Annotated in this window: 17 protein-coding genes; 6 read left to right on the top strand and 11 right to left on the bottom strand. The window is 73.8% G+C overall.

Annotated elements, in window-relative coordinates; all coding sequences use genetic code 11:
- Positions 1 to 49 precede the first annotated feature (49 nt).
- On the bottom strand, positions 50 to 619 hold the full coding sequence (locus ABUW04_RS17060) for a TetR/AcrR family transcriptional regulator (RefSeq protein ID WP_380565577.1): 570 nt from the start codon (positions 617 to 619) through the stop codon (positions 50 to 52).
- A 79-nt stretch (positions 620 to 698) separates the two neighbouring features.
- Here ABUW04_RS17060 and ABUW04_RS17065 point away from each other — a divergent pair, with 79 nt between their 5' ends.
- Entirely contained in the window at positions 699 to 1,529 is an 831-nt protein-coding gene (locus ABUW04_RS17065; RefSeq protein ID WP_380565578.1) for an SDR family NAD(P)-dependent oxidoreductase, read from the top strand.
- 33 nt (positions 1,530 to 1,562) lie between these two features.
- Here ABUW04_RS17065 and ABUW04_RS17070 read toward each other — a convergent pair whose 3' ends face one another.
- Positions 1,563 to 2,057: a MarR family winged helix-turn-helix transcriptional regulator gene (locus ABUW04_RS17070; RefSeq protein ID WP_063757411.1), complete on the bottom strand. Its 495-nt coding sequence runs from the start codon at positions 2,055 to 2,057 to the stop codon at positions 1,563 to 1,565.
- 109 nt (positions 2,058 to 2,166) lie between these two features.
- On the opposite strand from ABUW04_RS17070, the gene ABUW04_RS17075 reads away from it, so the two are divergent.
- Positions 2,167 to 2,715, top strand: coding sequence for a YceI family protein (locus tag ABUW04_RS17075; protein WP_051724796.1), 549 nt, complete (start codon positions 2,167 to 2,169; stop codon positions 2,713 to 2,715).
- Positions 2,716 to 2,773: 58 nt separating this feature from the next.
- Here ABUW04_RS17075 and ABUW04_RS17080 read toward each other — a convergent pair whose 3' ends face one another.
- Entirely contained in the window at positions 2,774 to 3,358 is a 585-nt protein-coding gene (locus ABUW04_RS17080; protein WP_380565579.1) for a TetR/AcrR family transcriptional regulator, read from the bottom strand.
- 219 nt (positions 3,359 to 3,577) lie between these two features.
- On the opposite strand from ABUW04_RS17080, the gene ABUW04_RS17085 reads away from it, so the two are divergent.
- Positions 3,578 to 5,014 (top strand): MFS transporter, encoded by a 1,437-nt coding sequence (locus tag ABUW04_RS17085; RefSeq protein WP_380565580.1) that lies wholly within the window; start codon positions 3,578 to 3,580, stop codon positions 5,012 to 5,014.
- Positions 5,015 to 5,131: 117 nt separating this feature from the next.
- Here the strand turns inward: ABUW04_RS17085 and ABUW04_RS17090 are convergent, their stop codons facing one another.
- Both ABUW04_RS17090 and ABUW04_RS17095 read right to left on the bottom strand, forming a co-directional pair.
- The gene (locus ABUW04_RS17090) at positions 5,132 to 5,926 is read right to left on the bottom strand and encodes a nucleotidyltransferase domain-containing protein (RefSeq protein WP_380565654.1); all 795 of its coding nucleotides are present in this window, start codon (positions 5,924 to 5,926) and stop codon (positions 5,132 to 5,134) included.
- A gap of 44 nt (positions 5,927 to 5,970) precedes the next feature.
- Positions 5,971 to 6,834 carry a helix-turn-helix transcriptional regulator gene (locus tag ABUW04_RS17095; RefSeq protein ID WP_037594099.1) on the bottom strand — a complete coding sequence of 288 codons (864 nt, stop codon included), beginning with the start codon at positions 6,832 to 6,834 and terminating at the stop codon, positions 5,971 to 5,973.
- A gap of 139 nt (positions 6,835 to 6,973) precedes the next feature.
- On the opposite strand from ABUW04_RS17095, the gene ABUW04_RS17100 reads away from it, so the two are divergent.
- Positions 6,974 to 7,834 carry an NAD-dependent epimerase/dehydratase family protein gene (locus ABUW04_RS17100; RefSeq protein ID WP_380565581.1) on the top strand — a complete coding sequence of 287 codons (861 nt, stop codon included), beginning with the start codon at positions 6,974 to 6,976 and terminating at the stop codon, positions 7,832 to 7,834.
- 87 nt (positions 7,835 to 7,921) lie between these two features.
- Positions 7,922 to 8,623: a DUF5995 family protein gene (locus tag ABUW04_RS17105; RefSeq protein ID WP_380565582.1), complete on the top strand. Its 702-nt coding sequence runs from the start codon at positions 7,922 to 7,924 to the stop codon at positions 8,621 to 8,623.
- A gap of 21 nt (positions 8,624 to 8,644) precedes the next feature.
- On the opposite strand, the gene ABUW04_RS17110 is transcribed toward ABUW04_RS17105, so the two are convergent.
- From ABUW04_RS17110 to def, 5 genes are all read right to left on the bottom strand, one after another.
- Entirely contained in the window at positions 8,645 to 10,105 is a 1,461-nt protein-coding gene (locus ABUW04_RS17110) for a GuaB1 family IMP dehydrogenase-related protein (protein ID WP_030248848.1), read from the bottom strand.
- Between the two features lie 214 nt (positions 10,106 to 10,319).
- On the bottom strand, positions 10,320 to 11,006 hold the full coding sequence (gene rpe, locus ABUW04_RS17115) for a ribulose-phosphate 3-epimerase (RefSeq protein WP_380565583.1): 687 nt from the start codon (positions 11,004 to 11,006) through the stop codon (positions 10,320 to 10,322).
- Positions 11,007 to 11,036: 30 nt separating this feature from the next.
- On the bottom strand, positions 11,037 to 12,476 hold the full coding sequence (locus ABUW04_RS17120; RefSeq protein ID WP_380565584.1) for an RsmB/NOP family class I SAM-dependent RNA methyltransferase: 1,440 nt from the start codon (positions 12,474 to 12,476) through the stop codon (positions 11,037 to 11,039).
- Between the two features lie 73 nt (positions 12,477 to 12,549).
- Positions 12,550 to 13,476 carry a methionyl-tRNA formyltransferase gene (gene fmt / locus ABUW04_RS17125; protein WP_380565585.1) on the bottom strand — a complete coding sequence of 309 codons (927 nt, stop codon included), beginning with the start codon at positions 13,474 to 13,476 and terminating at the stop codon, positions 12,550 to 12,552.
- Positions 13,477 to 13,517: 41 nt separating this feature from the next.
- Complete coding sequence (gene def, locus ABUW04_RS17130) at positions 13,518 to 14,063, bottom strand: peptide deformylase (protein WP_030248841.1); 546 nt, start codon at positions 14,061 to 14,063, stop codon at positions 13,518 to 13,520.
- A gap of 217 nt (positions 14,064 to 14,280) precedes the next feature.
- Here def and ABUW04_RS17135 point away from each other — a divergent pair, with 217 nt between their 5' ends.
- Positions 14,281 to 14,844 carry a hypothetical protein gene (locus ABUW04_RS17135; protein ID WP_030248839.1) on the top strand — a complete coding sequence of 188 codons (564 nt, stop codon included), beginning with the start codon at positions 14,281 to 14,283 and terminating at the stop codon, positions 14,842 to 14,844.
- 132 nt (positions 14,845 to 14,976) lie between these two features.
- On the opposite strand, the gene ABUW04_RS17140 is transcribed toward ABUW04_RS17135, so the two are convergent.
- Positions 14,977 to 17,112 carry a primosomal protein N' gene (locus tag ABUW04_RS17140; RefSeq protein WP_380565586.1) on the bottom strand — a complete coding sequence of 712 codons (2,136 nt, stop codon included), beginning with the start codon at positions 17,110 to 17,112 and terminating at the stop codon, positions 14,977 to 14,979.
- Positions 17,113 to 17,145 lie beyond the last annotated feature (33 nt).

A 17,145-nucleotide genomic window follows, 5' to 3' on the forward strand; every position in this document is an offset into this window, starting at 1 on the left:
GCACCAGGAGGTCCCCGGGTCGTCGACGACCCGGGGACCTCCTGCTCGTTCACACCTCGCCGGTGCCGCCGGCCCCGTCCAGGAACACCGCGATGGTCGCCGCGCTGGCCTGCTCGACGCCGAGTCCGCCCTGCGTGGCCATGGTGAAGGCCGCCTCCAGCAGCCCGGTGTACAGCGCGAGCAGCACCTCGGTAGGCAGGTCGCCACGCAGGGTGCCGTCCGCGGCGCCGCGGCGGAACAGCCCGCGGAGCGGCTCGCCGAGCTGCCGGTCCACCAGGGCTGGATCGACCGGCTTCTGCCCGGACCGCATAAAGGCCACGTACTTGCTGCCGGTGCCCACGAAGGCGCGGGTCAGCCGCGCGATCCCCTCTGCGACCGGGACGGTGTCCAGGCCGGCCTCGGCGACCCGGTCGCCCAACTCGTCCACCGCGGCCCGGGCCAGGGCCTGGAGCAGCACCTCGCGGTTGGGGAAGTAGCGGTACAGCGTGGCCCGTCCGACCCCGGCCGCGGCGGCGATGTCGGCCATGCTCGCCGCCTCGCCGCGCTCGGCCAGCACCGCTGCGGCGGCATCCAGGACGGTGGCCGCGATGTGGTCCCTCAATGCCGGATTCCTGCTCACCGGACCACCCTATCCCGCCGTCTCGAAGTGATACATTTGAGTCCAGAAGCGAGACACATCTGTCTCACCTGGAGGCGTCATGGAGACTTCCCGCGCGGTACTGGTGACCGGATGCTCCTCCGGGATCGGTCGGGCGTCGGCACTGGCTCTGGTCCGCGCCGGCCTGCCCACCTGGGCGTCGGCCCGGGACACCGCAGCGCTCACCGAACTGGAGGCCGAGGGCTGCCGGGTCCTCCGCCTGGACGTCACCGACGAGGAGTCCCGGGTCCGGGCCGTCCGTGCGGTGGAGGCCGAGCACGGCGTTGTCGGAGCCCTGGTCAACAACGCCGGGTACGCGCAGGTGGGGCCGGTTGAGGAGGTCCCGCTGGAGGCCCTGCGCCGCCAGTTCGAGACCAATGTCTTCGGCCTGGTGCGACTGTGCCAACTGGTGCTCCCCGGGATGCGCGCCCAGCGCAGCGGAACCATCGTCAACCTGGGATCCGGCGCCGGGCTGGTGACCCCGCCCGCGTCCAGCGCCTACGCGATGACCAAGTACGCGCTGGAATCGCTCAGCGACGCCCTGCGCCTGGAGACGCGCGCGTTCGGCATCCGGGTCGCCCTGCTGGAACCCGGCGCCGTGCGGACCGGGTTCGTGTCCGCCCTCACCGCCACCACCCCGCGCGGCGACTCCCCCGGCCCCTACGACACGCTCATGCGGAACGCGATCGCGCTGGCCGAGCGGGACGGCAACAGCGACCGCAGCCTCGCGCCGGAGGACGTGGCCAGGGCCGTGGTCCATGCCGTGACCTCGCGCCGCGCCCGGACCCGCTACCGGATCGGCAGCCAGGCCCGCCTGGCCCCGCCGGTCCGCCGTGCGCTGGGCGACCGGCTCTGGGACCGGCTGCTCGAGCAGGTCTGCCCGACGCAGTGAAGCCCCGGCCCGCCACTGAAGCGCTCGCCGCGCTCAGCAGCAGCCGGAGCGGCCCTCGGGGTCGAGTGAGCCGAACTTCTCGGCGAGGGCGGCGAACTGCTCCTCACCGAGCGGCGCGACGACCCGCTCGCGCAGTGAGGCGGCCAGGCTGAGGGCCGCCTTCATGGCCACCTCCACGCCCTGTTCGGTGAGCGCGGCGAAGACCACCCTGCGGTCGGTCGGCGAGGGTCGGCGTTCCAGCAGTCCGGCCTCGCTGAGCCGGTCGGCCACCTTGGTGGTGCCCGCGGTGGTGAAGCCCAGCGTGGCGGCGAGCCGGTTCATCGGCGCCGACTGCGACGGCGAGGTGAGCAGGAACCAGAGCACCTGGAAGGACGACGGCGCGATCCCGACCTTGTCGTCCACGTCCGCCAACATCTGCTCGGTGAGCCTGCGGAAGCCCGACTGCAGGGCGTTCCACTGTTCCAGCAGGGCCAGGTCCTCGGCGTCCGGGCAGCGGCGCGCGGCCTCCGCGCGCGTGGACTCCTCCACCGTGTGCACTCCTTCGTCTCCCCGTGCGTGCTTGCCCAGGGTATCAAAGCCAGTTATTGTCTAACTAGCTACTTATTATCTAGTTGCCTAAGCTGGAAGGCGCACCGCCATGTCATCACCCACTCCCGCCGCCGCGACCACTGCGCTCAGCGACCTGCCGACCGGCCGCTACCTGCTGGACCGCACCCGTTCGGAGGTCCGGATCCAGCACAAGACCATGTGGGGCCTGGTCACCGTCAAGGGCGGCTTCAGCGAGTTCTCCGGCGAGGGCGAGATCCCCGCCGACGGCTCCCCCGCGCGCGGGACGCTGACCGTGGACGCCGCCTCGCTCGACACCTCCCACGCCAAGCGGGACGCCCATCTGCGCTCCGACGACTTCTTCGCCACCGACCAGCACCCCACCCTGTCCTTCACCGCCGACCGGGCCGAGGCCAAGGCCGACGGCGCGGTGCAGGTCAGCGGCAGCCTGACGGTCCGCGGCCGTACCCAGCCGCTGGAGTTCACCGCCAGGCCGTCGGCGGTCGGCGCCGACTCGGTCACCCTCACCGCGGAGCTGACCGTCGACCGCGACGCCCACGGCCTGGGCTGGAACAAGCTCGGCATGCTCAAGGGCCTGACCGGCGTCACGGTGAACGCGACCTTCGTGCACCAGGCCTGACGCTCCGACCATTCGGGTGGGGCGGCGACCGACCGGTCACCGCCCCACCCGTCTGCGTTCACCGCCGCGCCCGGACGCCGTCCAGGGCGATGGTGAGGACCCGGTCTCGCTGCCCCTCCTCCGGGAAGGCGATCGAGGTGATGCCGGAGATCATCCGCACCAGGTCGTCGAAGCTCATGTCCTCGCGCACCTCGCCCGCCTGCTGGGCCCGGAGCAGCAGCGGGCCGCCCGCCTCGTAGAGGGACTCCCGGCAGGCCAGGAAGATGTCCGACTCGCCGTTGAGCGCGTCGCGGATGGCCTTCTTGGTGACGGTGTACTCCACGAAGCGGCGCAGCCAGGTGGTCAGCGCCGGCCAGGGCGGTTCGGCCGCCAGGTCCACCGCCACCTTGGCGAGGGCGTTGACCTCCTCGGCGTAGACGCTCTCGAAGAGGTGCCTGCGGGTGGGGAAGTTGCGGTAGAGGGTGCCGATGCCCACCCCCGCGCGCCGGGCGATGTCCTCCAGCGAGGCGTCGGCCCCGTGCTCGGCGAAGGCCTCCCGCGCCGCGGCCAGCAGCGCGTCGAAGTTGCGCGCGGCGTCCGCCCGACGAGGACGCTGCACCACGACGATCTCCGCCGCCGTCGCTGTCGCCGTGGACTCCGCCATCACGCTCTCCCTCGTCGATCGAACAAAGAACCGGACTTGTACCGGAGGCTACCCTCCACTATGGTGGAGGCATGCCTCCACTTTAACAGTCGAGTCATCGGTCCGCACCGACGCGGCCTCCCAGAACCTTTCCGTCCAACGGTCCCCGCTGTCCCTCCACGACACCCGGGACCGCTCTCCGCCATGCCTCAACGCCGTTCGCTCGAGAGAGAAACCATCATGAACCGGACGTCCAATCGGCTCACCTTCGCGGTCCTCGCGACCGGGGCCGGCGTCTTCTCGATGCTGCAGTCACTGATAGCCCCGGCGCTGCCCACCGTGCAGCACGCCATGCACACCTCCCAGTCCACGGTCACCTGGGTGATGACGGCCTATCTGCTGTCCGCCTCCGTCTTCACCCCGATCCTGGGACGCGTCGGCGACCTGGTGGGCAAGAAGCGCACCCTGGTCGCGGTCCTGGTCGCGCTGGTGCTCGGCTGCCTGCTGGCGGCGCTGGCGCCGAACATCACCGTGCTGATCGTCGCCCGCGTGATCCAGGGCATCGGCGGCGCACTGTTCCCGCTCTCCTTCGGCATCATCAGGGACGAGTTCCCGGCCGTCCGGGTCTCCCCCAGCATCAGCAACCTCTCCGCGGTGATCGCCGCCGGCGGCGGCTTCGGCATGGTGCTGGCCGGACCCATCGTCGGCGCGCTGGACTACCGCTGGCTGTTCTGGCTGCCGGTCGGCGTGGTGGCACTGGCGGCGCTGGCCGCACTGCGCTACGTCCCCGAGTCGCCCAACCGCGGTGAGGGCAGCGTCAACTGGCTCGGCGCCGGGCTGCTCTCGGCCTGGCTGGTCGCCCTGCTGCTGCCGATCAGCCAGGCCTCGGTCTGGGGCTGGGGCTCGATGCGGGTGAACCTGCTGCTGGTCGCCGCCGTGGTGCTGTTCGCGCTGTGGATCCGCTCCGAGAGCCGCTCCGCCAGCCCGCTGATCGACCTCAAGGTGATGCGGCTGCGGGCGGTGTGGACCACCAACACCGCCGCGCTGCTGTTCGGCGCCGGCATGTACGCGGTCTGGTCCTTCCTGCCCGGCTTCGCCCAGACCCCCTCCTCGGCCGGCTACGGCTTCGGCTCCAGCGTGACGGGGGCCGGCCTGCTGATGCTGCCGATGCTGGTGGCGATGTTCTGCTCCGGTGTGCTCAGCGGACGGCTGCAGCCGATCGTCGGCGCCAAGGCGCTGCTGGTGACCGGTGCCGCGCTGGGTGCGGCGGCGTGCGCGATCCTCGCCGGCTGGCACGGTCAGCAGTGGCAGATCGCCTTCGCCGCAGGGGTGTTCGGCCTGGGCATCGGCCTGGCCTTCGCCTCGATGGCGAACCTGATCGTGCACAGCGTGCCGGCCGAGCAGACCGGTGCCGCCACCGGGATGAACGCCAACATCCGCACCATCGGCGGGTCGCTGGGCGCGGCTGTGATGAGCAGCCTGGTCACCGGCAATCTGCAGGCCTCGGGCCTGCCCGCGGAGAGCGGCTACACCGAGGGGTTCGCGCTGCTCGCCGTCCTCTGCCTCGCCGCGTCGCTCGCTGCGCTGCTGGTCCCGGCTCGCAGTGCGGTTCGGCAGGCAACTGCTGTCTCGGAGGTTGCACAGCCCGCGCTGGTGTCGGAGAGGGTCGGGCGGTAAGCGCGGCCCTCTGCATGGCTTGTCGCGCAGTTCCCCGCGCCCCTGAAGTGCTGCAACTGACCCACTGCGGTTCAGTTGCAGCCCCCTAGGGGCGCGGGGAACTGCGCGACCAACCATCTACAGCCTCAGCGCCGCCCGCACGTCCCCCACCAGCTCCAACGCCGCAGTAACGGTCACTGACAGTTCGCCAGAAGACCTGCCCGGCGCAGCCATCAGCGCTCGCGCCCGCGCGCCGAACCCCGCAGGGGCCCCCGCGAGCGTCTCCGCGACCGCGAGCGCTCCCTTCTCGTTGAGGCACCAGCGCCGGTGCCAGGCGTACAGCGACTGGACCAGGATGCCGACAGCCCTCGACAGCGACAGCGACACCACCAGCCCGTCGCCCCGCCGCGCACCCTTCGCCGCGTTGGACATCAGGAACTCGGCCTCCCAGGAGGCCCCGACCAGTGCCGCCCGCAGCGGCTCCGGGTACTCGGCGGCAGCAGCCTGAAGCTCCGTCAACTCCTTGCGCGGATCCGCCAGTACCCGCCCCAGCGCGACCTCGCCGACGTAGCAGGGCGACCAGAACCCCAGCGGGTGCCCCGGCTGGGTGCCCACCTCGTACGTCCCGGCGGCGCAATCCGCCAGCACCCGGCCGACCCGGTCCACGTCCCGCAGGATCCAGTCGACGGCCACGCCGTCCACCCGCAGCCAGGCCCCGCCGTTGACCCAGGGGCCCCAACTGCCGGGCCCGGCCACCTCCACCGGCTCGCCGGTGCAGCGCTCGGCCAGCGCCCGCAGTTCGCCGAGGTCGGGCGCGCCCCGGTAGTACACCCCGAGGTCCCAGTCCGATTCGGGGGTGTGCTCGCCGCGGGCCCGGCTGCCGCCCAGCAGCACCCCGACCACTCCGGGCACCTGGGCCAGCCGCGACGCCATCACGTCCAGGTCGTCATCGTTCACCGCGGCATCCTCGCAGCCGGCTAACGGGCCGCGCCACGGCTTTCCGGCCGGGACAGGTCCTGCAGCCCCACCACGCGCAGCAGTTCCAGCCGCTCGGCGGTCTCGGTGCCAGGTCGCGCGGTGAAGACGATCAGGCGCTGCTCGTGGTTGGCGCTGAGCATCACCTCGCAGTCCAGTTCGAGCGCTCCCACCACCGGGTGAAGGATCGTCTTGGTGTCGGCGCGCCGCACCGCGACGTCGTGCTCGGCCCACACCTCGGCGAACTCCGGCGAGGCCGCCAGCAGCCGTCGCACCAGCGCCGCCGCCCGGGCGTCGTCGGGCCGGGCCGCGACCACCGAGCGCAGCTGCGCGGCGTGCACCCGTCCGAGCCGGTCGTGGTCGGCGGGGACGAACCGCTCCCTGGCCTCGGAGTCGGTGAACCAGCGCCAGATCATGTTGCGCTCACCCGGCGGCCGGGCGGTGCTGTCCCCGAACACCGCCATCGACAGCGCGTTCTGCGCCAGCACGTCACCGATGTCCGAGGTCACCTGGGCGGGGGTGTCGTAGAGCCGGTCCAGCACCAGCAGCAGTCCGGGGCGCACATGGTGGTCGGCACTCCTGGCCCGCGGCGGGGCCTGCCCGGCCAGGTGGTACAGGTGGTCGCGCTCGTCGTCGCTCAGCCGCAGCGCCCTGGCCAGCGCGCCCAGCAGCTGGGTCGAAGGGTGCGGTCCGCGCTGCTGCTCCAGCCGGGTGTAGTAGTCCACCGACATCCCCGCCAGCTGGGCGACCTCCTCGCGCCGCAGCCCCTGCGTACGCCGCCGCGCCCCCTCGGGCAGGCCCACGTCGGCGGGCGCCAGGCGGCTGCGGGAGCGGCGGAGGAAGTCGGCGAGCTGCGGTCGGTCCATGCCTCCAGCATCCCCCGGCCGCCGGCCGGTATCCAGGGATCGCCGGTCCCCCGATCGCCAGGTCTCTCCCGCCGCCGACCACCGGTCCGCACAGTGGAGTCAACGCCCCCCGAGGGGGCCCGCCGAGAGGACGAGGACGATGACGACGATTCTGGTGACCGGAGCGACCGGGCAGGTCGGCCGGCGGCTGGTGCCCAGGCTGATCCAGTGGGCGGCCGAGGGCGAACGGCTGCGGGTGCTGGTCCGCAGCGAGGCCGCGGCCGAGCGCTTCACCGCGCTGGGCGCCGAGGCGGTCCTCGGCGACCTGCGCGAGGAGAGCGACCGGGCCAAGGCCCTGCAGGGCGTGGACGACGTGGTCAACGTCGCCGCCGCCTTCCGCGGCGTCCCGGACGAGGAGGCGCTGGCGGTCAACCGCGACGCCGCCGTCGCGCTGGGCCGTCAGGCCCTGGAGGCCGGCGTCCGCCGCTTCGTGCAGACCAGCACCAACCTGGTCTACGGCTTCGGCCACGGCCGTCCGGCCCGCGCGGAGGACCCGCTGGAGCCCGTCCCCTGGGGTGTCTACCCGAGGTCCAAGGCCGAGGCAGACGCCGCGCTGGAAGAGCTGCGCACCGGGCAGGGCCTGCCGCTGGTGACCGTGCGGCTGGCCTTCGTCTACGGCGAGGGCGACCCGCACCTGCGCGATGCGGTCGACCGCTCCGCCGACTGGGCCGCGCACCAGCGGCTGCCCATGGTGCACCACGCCGACGTGGCCCAGGCGCTGCACCGGGCACTGCGCACCCCCGGCATCGAGGGCCGGATCTACCACGCCGCCGACGACGCCCCGGTGTCCGCCTATGACATCCACCGCCTGGCCGGACTGGCGCTCCCGCCGGAGGCCGCCGGGAAGCAGGACCCGAACCCGTGGATGGGCGTCACCGACAACCTCCCGCTCCGCGAGGAGCTGGGCTGGCGCCCGATCTACCCGTCGGTGTGGACCGCCCGCGACGCCGGCGCGCTGTAGCGCCGTGGCGGGCGGGGCGGGGCGGGGACGGGCCGTCGCCCGGACGGCGGCTCGCCGTACCGGCGACGAGCCGTCACCCTGGACCCCATGGCACCAGGAGCGACCCAGGCCGACCGGGCCGCGGACGTCGGGGCGGTCGTCGCCCGGCTGCGCGGACTGGTCGCCGCGCTGCCCGCGCAGGACGGCGTGGCGGCCTTCGCCGCCGCCTATCTGACCGTCACCGAGGCCCTAGCCGCGCACCTCGCGGCGGGCGGCTACTTCAAGAACCCCGACGGGGTCGCCCGGCTGGACGTGCTGTTCGCCGGACGCTTCCTGGACGCCCTCACCGCCCGCCGGCCCCCGGCCTGCTGGCGTCCGCTGCTGCAGCTGCGGCTGCACCCGGGGGTGCTGCCGGTGCAGTTCGCGCTGTGCGGGATGAACGCGCACATCGAGCACGACCTGCCGCTGGCGGTGGTGGACGCCTGCACCCTGCTGGGCTGCTCCCCCGACGAGCTCTCCGGAGACTTCCACCGCGTCAACGACCTGCTGGCGCAGGTCGAGGAGGAGGTCAGGGACCGGCTGATGCCGGTCGTCGACGGCGAGCTGGCGGTGGCCGAGCCGCTGCTGCACCTGCTCAGCGCCTGGAGCATCGAACGGGCCCGGGACGCCGCCTGGGCCTCGGCGGCCACGCTCTGGGAGCTGCGCGACCGCCCCGACGCCTACCGGGTGGCCGCCGAGGCCCTGGACGACGCGACCGGCCTGGTCTGCCGCTGCCTGCTCACCCCGCTGGGTCCCCTCGGCGGAGCCTGAGCAGGCAGCCGGCCCGACCGGCTACCAGCTGGCGTGCAGCGGCTTGCCCTCGGCGTAGCCGGAGGCGCTCTGCACGCCGACCACGGCGTTCTCGCGGAACTCCTCCAGCGAGTGCGCACCGGCGTAGGTGCAGGAGCTGCGGACGCCGGCGACGATCGCGTCGATCAGGTCCTCGACGCCGGGGCGGGCCGGGTCCAGGAACATCCGCGAGGTGGAGATGCCCTCCTCGAACAGCGCCTTGCGGGCCCGGTCGTAGGAGGACTCCTCAGAGGTCCGGTTGCGCACCGCGCGCGCCGAGGCCATGCCGAAGCTCTCCTTGTACTGCCGGCCGTCGGCGGCGGTCTGCAGGTCGCCGGGCGACTCGTAGGTCCCGGCGAACCAGGAGCCGATCATCACATTGGAGGCGCCGGCGGCCAGCGCCATCGCCACGTCGCGCGGGTGCCGCACCCCGCCGTCCGCCCAGACGTGCTTGCCCAGCCTGCGGGCCTCGGCGGCGCACTCCAGCACCGCGGAGAACTGCGGGCGGCCCACCCCGGTCATCATCCGGGTGGTGCACATGGCGCCGGGGCCGACACCGACCTTGAGGATGTCCGCGCCGGCCTCGACCAGGTCGCGCACGCCGGCGGCGGCGACCACGTTCCCGGCCACGATCGGCACCTGCGGGTCCAGGGCGCGCACCGCCTTCAGCGCGCTGATCATGGACTCCTGGTGCCCGTGCGCGGTGTCGACGATCAGCACGTCGGCGCCGGCCCCCAGCAGCGCCTCGGCCTTTCCGGCGACGTCGCCGTTGATGCCGACGGTGGCGGCGATCCGCAGCCGCCCGGCGGCGTCGACGGCCGGGCTGTAGAGGGTGGCCCGCAGCGCGTTCTTGCGGGTCAGGATGCCGACCAGCTGTCCCTTGCCGTCCACCACCGGGGCCAGCTTGCGGTGGGCGTTGGTGAGCCGGTCGAAGGCCTCGCGGGGTGCGATGCCCTCCTCCAGCAGCAGCAGGTCGGCCGACATCACCGCGGACAGGCTGGTGAAGCGGTCCACGCCCTGGCAGTCGGACTCGGTGACCACGCCGACCGGCCTGCCGTCCTCGACGACCACCAGCGCGCCGTGGGCCCGCTTGGGCAGCAGCGACAGCGCGTCGGCGACGGTGGCGCCCGGGGCCAGGGTGATGGGCGTGTCGTGCACCAGGTGGCGCTGCTTGACCCAGCCGATGACCTCGGAGACCACGTCCAGCGGGATGTCCTGCGGGATCGCCACCAGACCGCCGCGGCGGGCCACCGTCTCGGCCATCCGGCGTCCGGCGATGGCCGTCATATTGGCCACCACCAGCGGGATCGTGGTGCCGGTGCCGTCCTCCGAGGAGAGGTCCACGGCCTGCCGGGAGCCCACCGACGAACGGCTGGGCACCATGAACACGTCGTCGTAGGTCAGGTCGTACGGCGCCGACGGACGCTCGTCGTGACTGCCGGTCTGGGGGTTCAAGAAGCGCATCTGGGGGCTCTCTGCTGCGGCGGGGGTAGACCTCGGGTGCGGCGGGGAGCGCATCAGGGCGCCCTGCACCCAACGTTCGATTCTCGTACATCGGACGAGAAGGATCCAGCTCAGCGGCGTTTCCTGCGGTTCCGCACAGGTGGCGGCGGCGGGGCGGGAACCGGACTTGTAGCTTCCCACAAGCCCGGTCCCCATGCCCTCAGCGGCGGCACTCTCAGTGGCGGTGCACCCAGGGTGAGCCCTCGGCCGCCGCAGCCGCCTGCGCGCGCAGCCTGCGGACGGCCTCGGCCGGGTCCTCGGCCCCGTAGACGGCCGATCCGGCGACGAAGACGTCCGCGCCGGCGTCCGCGCAGCGCTCGATGGTCTCGGCGGAGACCCCGCCGTCGATCTGCAGCCACAGCTGCAGGCCGTGCCGGTTGATCAGCTCCCGGGTGCGGCGGATCTTGGGCAGCATGATGTCCAGGAAGGACTGGCCGCCGAAGCCCGGCTCCACCGTCATGATCAGCAGCATGTCCAGCTCGGACAGCAGGTCCTCGTAGGGCTCGATCGGCGTGGCAGGCTTCAGCGCCATCGAGGCCCGGGCGCCCAGCGAGCGGATCTCCCGCGCCAGCCGCACCGGCGCCGCCGCGGCCTCGACGTGGAAGGTCACCGACCCGGCCCCGGCCTCCGCGTACTGCGGGGCCCAGCGGTCCGGGTCCTCGATCATCAGATGGCAGTCGATCGGGATGTCGGTGGCCTTGCGCAGCGACTCGACCACCGGCAGGCCCAGGGTCAGGTTGGGCACGAAGTGGTTGTCCATGACGTCGACGTGCAGCCAGTCGGCGCCGCGGACGGCCTCCGCCTCGTCGGCGAGCCGCGCGAAGTCCGCGGCCAGGATGCTGGGGCTGATCTGAGGGCTCATGGCGCCGATTATCCCTGGTGGAACCGGTGGTCAGGACTTCTTGCGGAGCAGCGCCAGATACATGGCGTCGGTGCCGTGCAGATGCGGCCACAGCTGCACGTCCGGCCCCTCGCCCAGGTCGGGGACGCCGGGCAGCAGCGGCCTGGCGTCGACGTACTCCAGGTCCGAGCGTCCGCGCAGCACGTCCTGGACCACCACCCGGGTCTCGGCCAGGTGCGGGGAGCAGGTGGCGTAGCCGACCACGCCGCCCGGACGGGTGGCGTCGATCGCCGACTCCAGCAGGCCGCGCTGCAGCGGACCGAAATTGGCCACGTCCTCGGGACGGCGCCGCCAGCGCGACTCGGGCCGGCGCCGCAGCGCGCCCAGCCCGCTGCAGGGGACGTCCACCAGCACCCGGTCGAAGCTGCCCGGACGCCAGGCGGGCCGCAGCCCGTCCGCGGTGATCACGGCGTACGGGCCGGGGTTGCCGTGCAGGGCCTTGGCGACCAGCGCCGCGCGGTGCGGCTGCGACTCGGAGGCGACCAGTGCGGCGCCCCGCTGCGCGGCCAGCGCGGCCAGCAGCGCGGCCTTGCCGCCGGGTCCGGCGCAGCCGTCCAGCCACAGCTCGTCGCGGCCCTCCACCGGCGCCGCCGCCAGCGCGGCGGCGACCAGCTGGCTGCCCTCGTCCTGGACCCCGGCGCGGTTCTCGGCGACGGCCGGGACCACGGCCGGGTCGCCGCCCTCCACCAGCCGTACCGCGTAGGGGGACCAGCGCCCGGCCTCGCTCTCCTCCGCGGGCAGCGAGTCGCGCAGCTCCGCGGCGGTGGAGCGGCCCGGACGGGCCACCAGGGTCACCGCCGGGCGCTCGTTGTCGGCGGCCAGCAGCTCGGAGACGGCGGTACGGCCGCAGTGCTGCGGCTGCCAGACCCCCAGCGAGTCCCACAGCGCGGCGACCACCCAGCGCGGATGCGAGTACAGCACCGCGAGGTGGTCCTCGGCGTCCTCCTCGTACGGCGGCGCGACCTGCTCCAGCCAGGTGTCCAGGTCCTGGGTGGAGATCTTGCGCATCACCGCGTTGACGAACTTGGCCCGCCCGTCGCCGAGGACCACCCGGGCCAGCTCCACGGTGGCGGAGACCGCCGCGTGCGGGGGGATCCGGGTGCCCAGCAGCTGGTGCGCGCCCAGCGACAGCACGTCCAGCACATTGGGGTCGACCTTGCTCAGCGGCCGGTCGATGCAGGCCCCGATGATGGCGTCGTAGCTGCCGCGCATCCGCAGCGTGCCGTAGACCAGCTCGGTGGCGAAGGCCGCGTCACGGCGCTCGAAGCCCTCGTTCTTCTCCGCCTTGCGCAGCAGCGAGGGCAGGATCAGGTTGGCGTAGGCGTCGCGCTCGTCCACGGCCCGCAGCGCGGTGAAGGCGACCATCCGGGCCGGGTCCTTCTTGGGACGGCGGTGCGGACGCGGAGCTGACTTGGGGGCTGGGCCGGTCATGTGGTGCCTCGCAAAGGTGCTGACGTTGGTTATGGAGTACGGATACGGAGTACGCAGGGGATCGGCGGCGTGACTAGCCCAGGCGCTCGCCGGGCTCCAGACGCGATCCCCGCGCCCAGTCTCCCGCCTGCATCCGCTTCTTGCCCTGCGGCTGGACCTCGCCCAGCTCGATCTCATGGCTGCCGGTGCCGACCCGGACGGTGTTCTTGTTCACCGCGATCTCGCCGGGCGCCAGCTCCGAGCGGCCGGCCGCGAGCCGCACCGGCCCCAGCTTGAGCCGCTCGCCGCGGAACAGGGTCCAGGCACCGGGGGCCGGGGAGCAGCCGCGGACCACCCGGTCCACCCGCAGCGCCGGGGTGGACCAGTCGACCCTGGCGTCCTCGACGCTGATCTTGGGCGCCAGGCTGACCCCGTCGGCCGGCTGGGGGCGCGGGCTGAGCCTGCCCTCCTCGATGCCGTCCATGGTCGCCACCAGCAGCCGGGCGCCGGAGCGGGACAGCCGCTCCAGCAGGTCGCCGCTGGTGTCGCCGGGGCGCACCACCTCGGTGACCGTCCCGTACACCGGTCCGGTGTCCAGCCCCTGCTCGATCTCGAAGGTCGAGGCACCGGTGACCTCGTCTCCGGCCAGCACCGCGTGCTGCACCGGGGCGGCGCCGCGCCAGGCCGGCAGCAGCGAGAAGTGCAGGTTCACCCAGCCGTGGCGGGGGATCTCCAGGGCCGCCTTGGGCAGCAGCGCACCGTAGGCGACCACCGGGCAGCAGTCCGGGGCCAGCTGCGTCAGCCGCTCCAGGAACTCCGGGTCGCGCGGGCGCTCCGGCCTCAGCACCTCGATCCCGTGCTGCTCGGCCAACTGCGCCACCGGGCTGGCGACCAGCTTGCGGCCGCGGCCGGAGGGCGCGTCCGGGCGGGTGACCACCGCGGCCACCTCGTGCCGGGAGGCGATCAGCGCCTCCAGCGCGGGCAGGGCGGGCTCGGGCGTACCGGCGAATACGAGCTTCAAGGACGGGGGCCTTCCAGGATGGTGAAGCGGCAGGGGGAGGGTCAGAGCGCGCGGCCGAAGGTGCTGTGCGGGGAGACCTTCACCTGCGGCGCGGAGTCCCCGGCCCACTCGGCCTCGCGGACGGCCCGCAGCGCGGCCTTGCGCTGCTCGCGGTCCAGCCGGTCGATGAAGATGATGCCGTCGAGGTGGTCGGTCTCGTGCTGGATGCAGCGCGCCAGCAACTGGGTGCCCTCGACGGTGACCGGGTCGCCGTACTCGTTGAAGCCCTTGGCCACGACCCCGTAGGCCCGCTTGCAGTCGAAGGTGAGCCCGGGCAGCGACAGGCAGCCCTCCGGGCCGTCCTGCTCCTCCTCGGTGAGGTCCAGCCGCGGGTTGATCAGATGACCGACCACCCCGTCCACGTGGTAGGTGAACACCCGCAGCGAGACGCCGATCTGCGGGGCGGCCAGGCCCGAGCCCGGGGCGTCCTTCATGGTCTCGGTGAGATCGGCGACCAGGGTGCGCAGCTCCTTGTCGAAGACCGTCACCGGTTGGGCCGTCAGCCGGAGCACCGGGTCGCCGAAGATGCGGATGGGCTGAATCGCCACGGAACGGGCTCCCGTCGGTCAGGGTGGAGGCGTGCAGCAACAAGAAGTGCACAGACACGCCAGTCTACTGACGTGGCGGGGGCACCGACCCCCAGGTCGCACGCCTCCGCACGCACGCCGTTCGCATGCCTCCGCACGCCCCCGCCGTGACCAGTCGGGCACTTCGGCCGTTGGTCAAAGGAGATTGACCGCCGGTTCCGAGAGGCTCCCGAATACCATGGCCGACCACGCCACCCACGACGCCCGGGCAAGGGCCAGTCTGCACCTGCTGGTGCGGGACATCGAGCGGGTGCGGCGCCAGGTCGACGCGCTGCGTACGCTCACCGCACAGCTCGGCAACGTGTACCGCCCGCGCCGCCCCACCACCGCAGCCGGTTTCGTCGTCTACGGACGTGCCCCCGCGCCCACGGTACGGCTGGCGCAGGAGCTCAGGGACAGTGTGGAGGGCCTGGTCGCCGCCGCCGTCGAGTTCGACCGCTCGCTGGGCTTCTCCTGGGACGCCGTCGGCTCCGCACTGGGCGTCACCAAGCAGGCCGTGCACCGCAGGTACGGCGTGCGCCGCCCCGCGGACGGCACGGTGGCCGGCGTCCCCGAGCAGGGCAGCCGCAGCACTCCGGCCGAGGCCCTCGCCGAGGTGCTCGACACCCCCGCCGGGCAGAGTCTGGCACCCTCCGGCGGGGTGCAGATCCCCGGCGGCCTGTCCCGCGCGATCCCCGCTGCGCGGCGCGACCACGTCGTCCCTACCGAAGCGGCGGAGCAGGTGGAGAACGTCCGGCGCTGAGTGCGGCATGTGCATGGCTTGTCGCGCAGTTCCCCGCGCCCCCAGGGGGCTGCAACTGAGCCAGTTGCACTTGCATAGGGGCGCGGGGAACTGCGCGGCCAACCAGGCAGACGCCGCAGCCGAGGACCCGCCTCAGCCGATGTCCGGCGGATCGACCCGCACCCGCACCGGCTCGGCCGACCGCCGCACCAGCTGGGCGACCTGAGCCGCCTTCAGCGCCGCGGCCAGCGCCGCCCCCCGCCCCGGATCGACCCGCAGCAGCACCCGCTCCAACGGCTCCGCGCCCGGGCCGCCGGGAGCGCCCCCGCCCGCGGGCCGCCCCCGCACCGGCACCGGCCCCAGCACGTCGCCGCCCTCCGGCAGCCGCAGCAGCCCCAGCAGATCCTCGACCGAGGCGGCGCTGCCCGTCACCGAGGCCATCCGCGACACCGGCGGGAACCGCAGTTCGGCCCGCTCGCCCAGCTCCAGCGCCGCGAACCCGGCCGGGTCCCACCGCACCAGCGCCTGCACCGGCCGCAGCGTCTCCTCCGCGACGACCACCACCGTGCCGCCCTGCTCCCGCGGCCGCACCAGCGCGGCCGCGTTGGTCCAGCGCCGCAGCGCGTCCTCGCCGGCCCGCAGGTCGGCCCGGCCCAGCAGGGCCCAGCCGTCCAGCAGCAGCGCCGCCGCGTAACCGCCCTCGGCCACCGGCTCGGCCCCCGGTGTGGACACCACCAGCGCCGGGGCGTCCGGCACCGAGGCCAGCACCTCGGCCCGCCCCGAGGTGCGGACCGGGACCAGTGGAAAGGCCCGTCCCAGCTCCTCGGCGGTGCGCCTGGTCCCGACCACCTGGGCCCGCAGCCCGGTCCCGCCGCACTCCCGGCAGTGCCAGTCCGCCTCGGTCCGCCCGCACCAGGCGCAGGTGAGCACGCCGTCGGCGCCCGGCAGGGCCAGCGGCCCGGCGCAGTGGGCGCAGCGCGCGCCCTCCCGGCAGCGGGTGCAGGCCAGCCTCGGCACATAGCCGCGCCGCGGCACCTGCACCAGTACCGGACCGCGTTCCAGCGCCTCCCTGGCCACCCGCCAGGCGTGCGAGGGCAGCCGGGCCGCCCGGGCCGCCGCGTCGTCCGACTGGTCCCGGTCCGAGACCGTGCGGACCAGCGGGGCGCTGCGCCGCACCTGCTCCCGGTCCGCGGCCAGCGGTCTGGCCCAGCCGGTGTGCAGCAGCTGCGCCGCCTCCACCGTGGTGGTCAGCCCGCCGATCAGCACCGCGGCGCCGACCTCGGCGGCCCGCAGCAGCAGCACGTCGCGGGCGTGCGGGTAGGGGGCGCGTTCGTCGCTGTGCCGGTCGTCCCCGTCGTCCCACACCGCCAGCAGCCCCAGCTCGCGCACCGGCGCGAACATCGCGGCCCTGGTGCCCACCACGGCGCGGACCGAGCCGCGGCTGACGGCCAGCCAGCGGCGGTAGCGCTCCTCGGCGCCGTGCTCGGCGGTGAGCGCCACATGGTGCCCGGAGCCCAGCAGCTCCAGCAGCGCGGCGTCCAGCTGCGCCACCGAGCGGCCGTCCGGGAGCACCACCAGCGCGCCCCGTCCCGAGGCCAGCGCCGAGGCCACCGCCAATGCCAGCTCCGCAGCCCAGCTCCCGCCGGGCAGCGCCGTCCACACCGCCCTGGGCGCGCCGCCGGCCGCGAGCGCGGACAGGAAGGCCGGCCCCTGCGGATAGCGGCTCCAGGAGCCGGCGGGCGGCGGCGCCGGCGCCGGCAGCGGGTCGGGCAAGGGGGCCGCCTCGGCCCGGCCGTGCTTGGGCGGCACCGCCAGCTGCAGCACGTCCGCCAGCGTCCCGGCGTAGCGGTCCGCGACCGCCCGGCACAGCCGCAGCAGCTCCGGCGAGAGCACCGGCTCCGGCGACAGCACCTGGCTCAGCGGCGCCAGCGGTCCGGCGTAGTCGGACGCCGCCAGCCGCTCCACCACGAAGCCGTCGATCAGCGTGCCGCCCTCGCGCCGGCCCTTGACCACCCGCGCGCCGAACCGCACCCGGACCCGGACCCCGGGTTGGGCGGTCTCGTCCAGATCCACCGGAACGGAGTAGTCGAAGTACTGGTCGATCACCAGCACGCCCTTGTTGACGACCACTCGGGCGACCGGCAGCCGGCCGGTGGTCGCCTTGGGGTTGGTCCTGGGCTTCGCCCTGGCCCTGGCCTTCTTCAGCTCGGCACGGACCAGCTCCAGTTGCTCCCCCGCTCCCCCTTCGGAGGCGGGGGCACGGTCGGGGGAGCCGGTGCTGCCGTTCATGCCCCAAGTCCTACCAGAACCGACCGACACATC

The sequence above is a fragment of the Streptacidiphilus jeojiensis genome, assembly GCF_042510965.1.
GTDB lineage: Bacteria > Actinomycetota > Actinomycetes > Streptomycetales > Streptomycetaceae > Streptacidiphilus > Streptacidiphilus jeojiensis.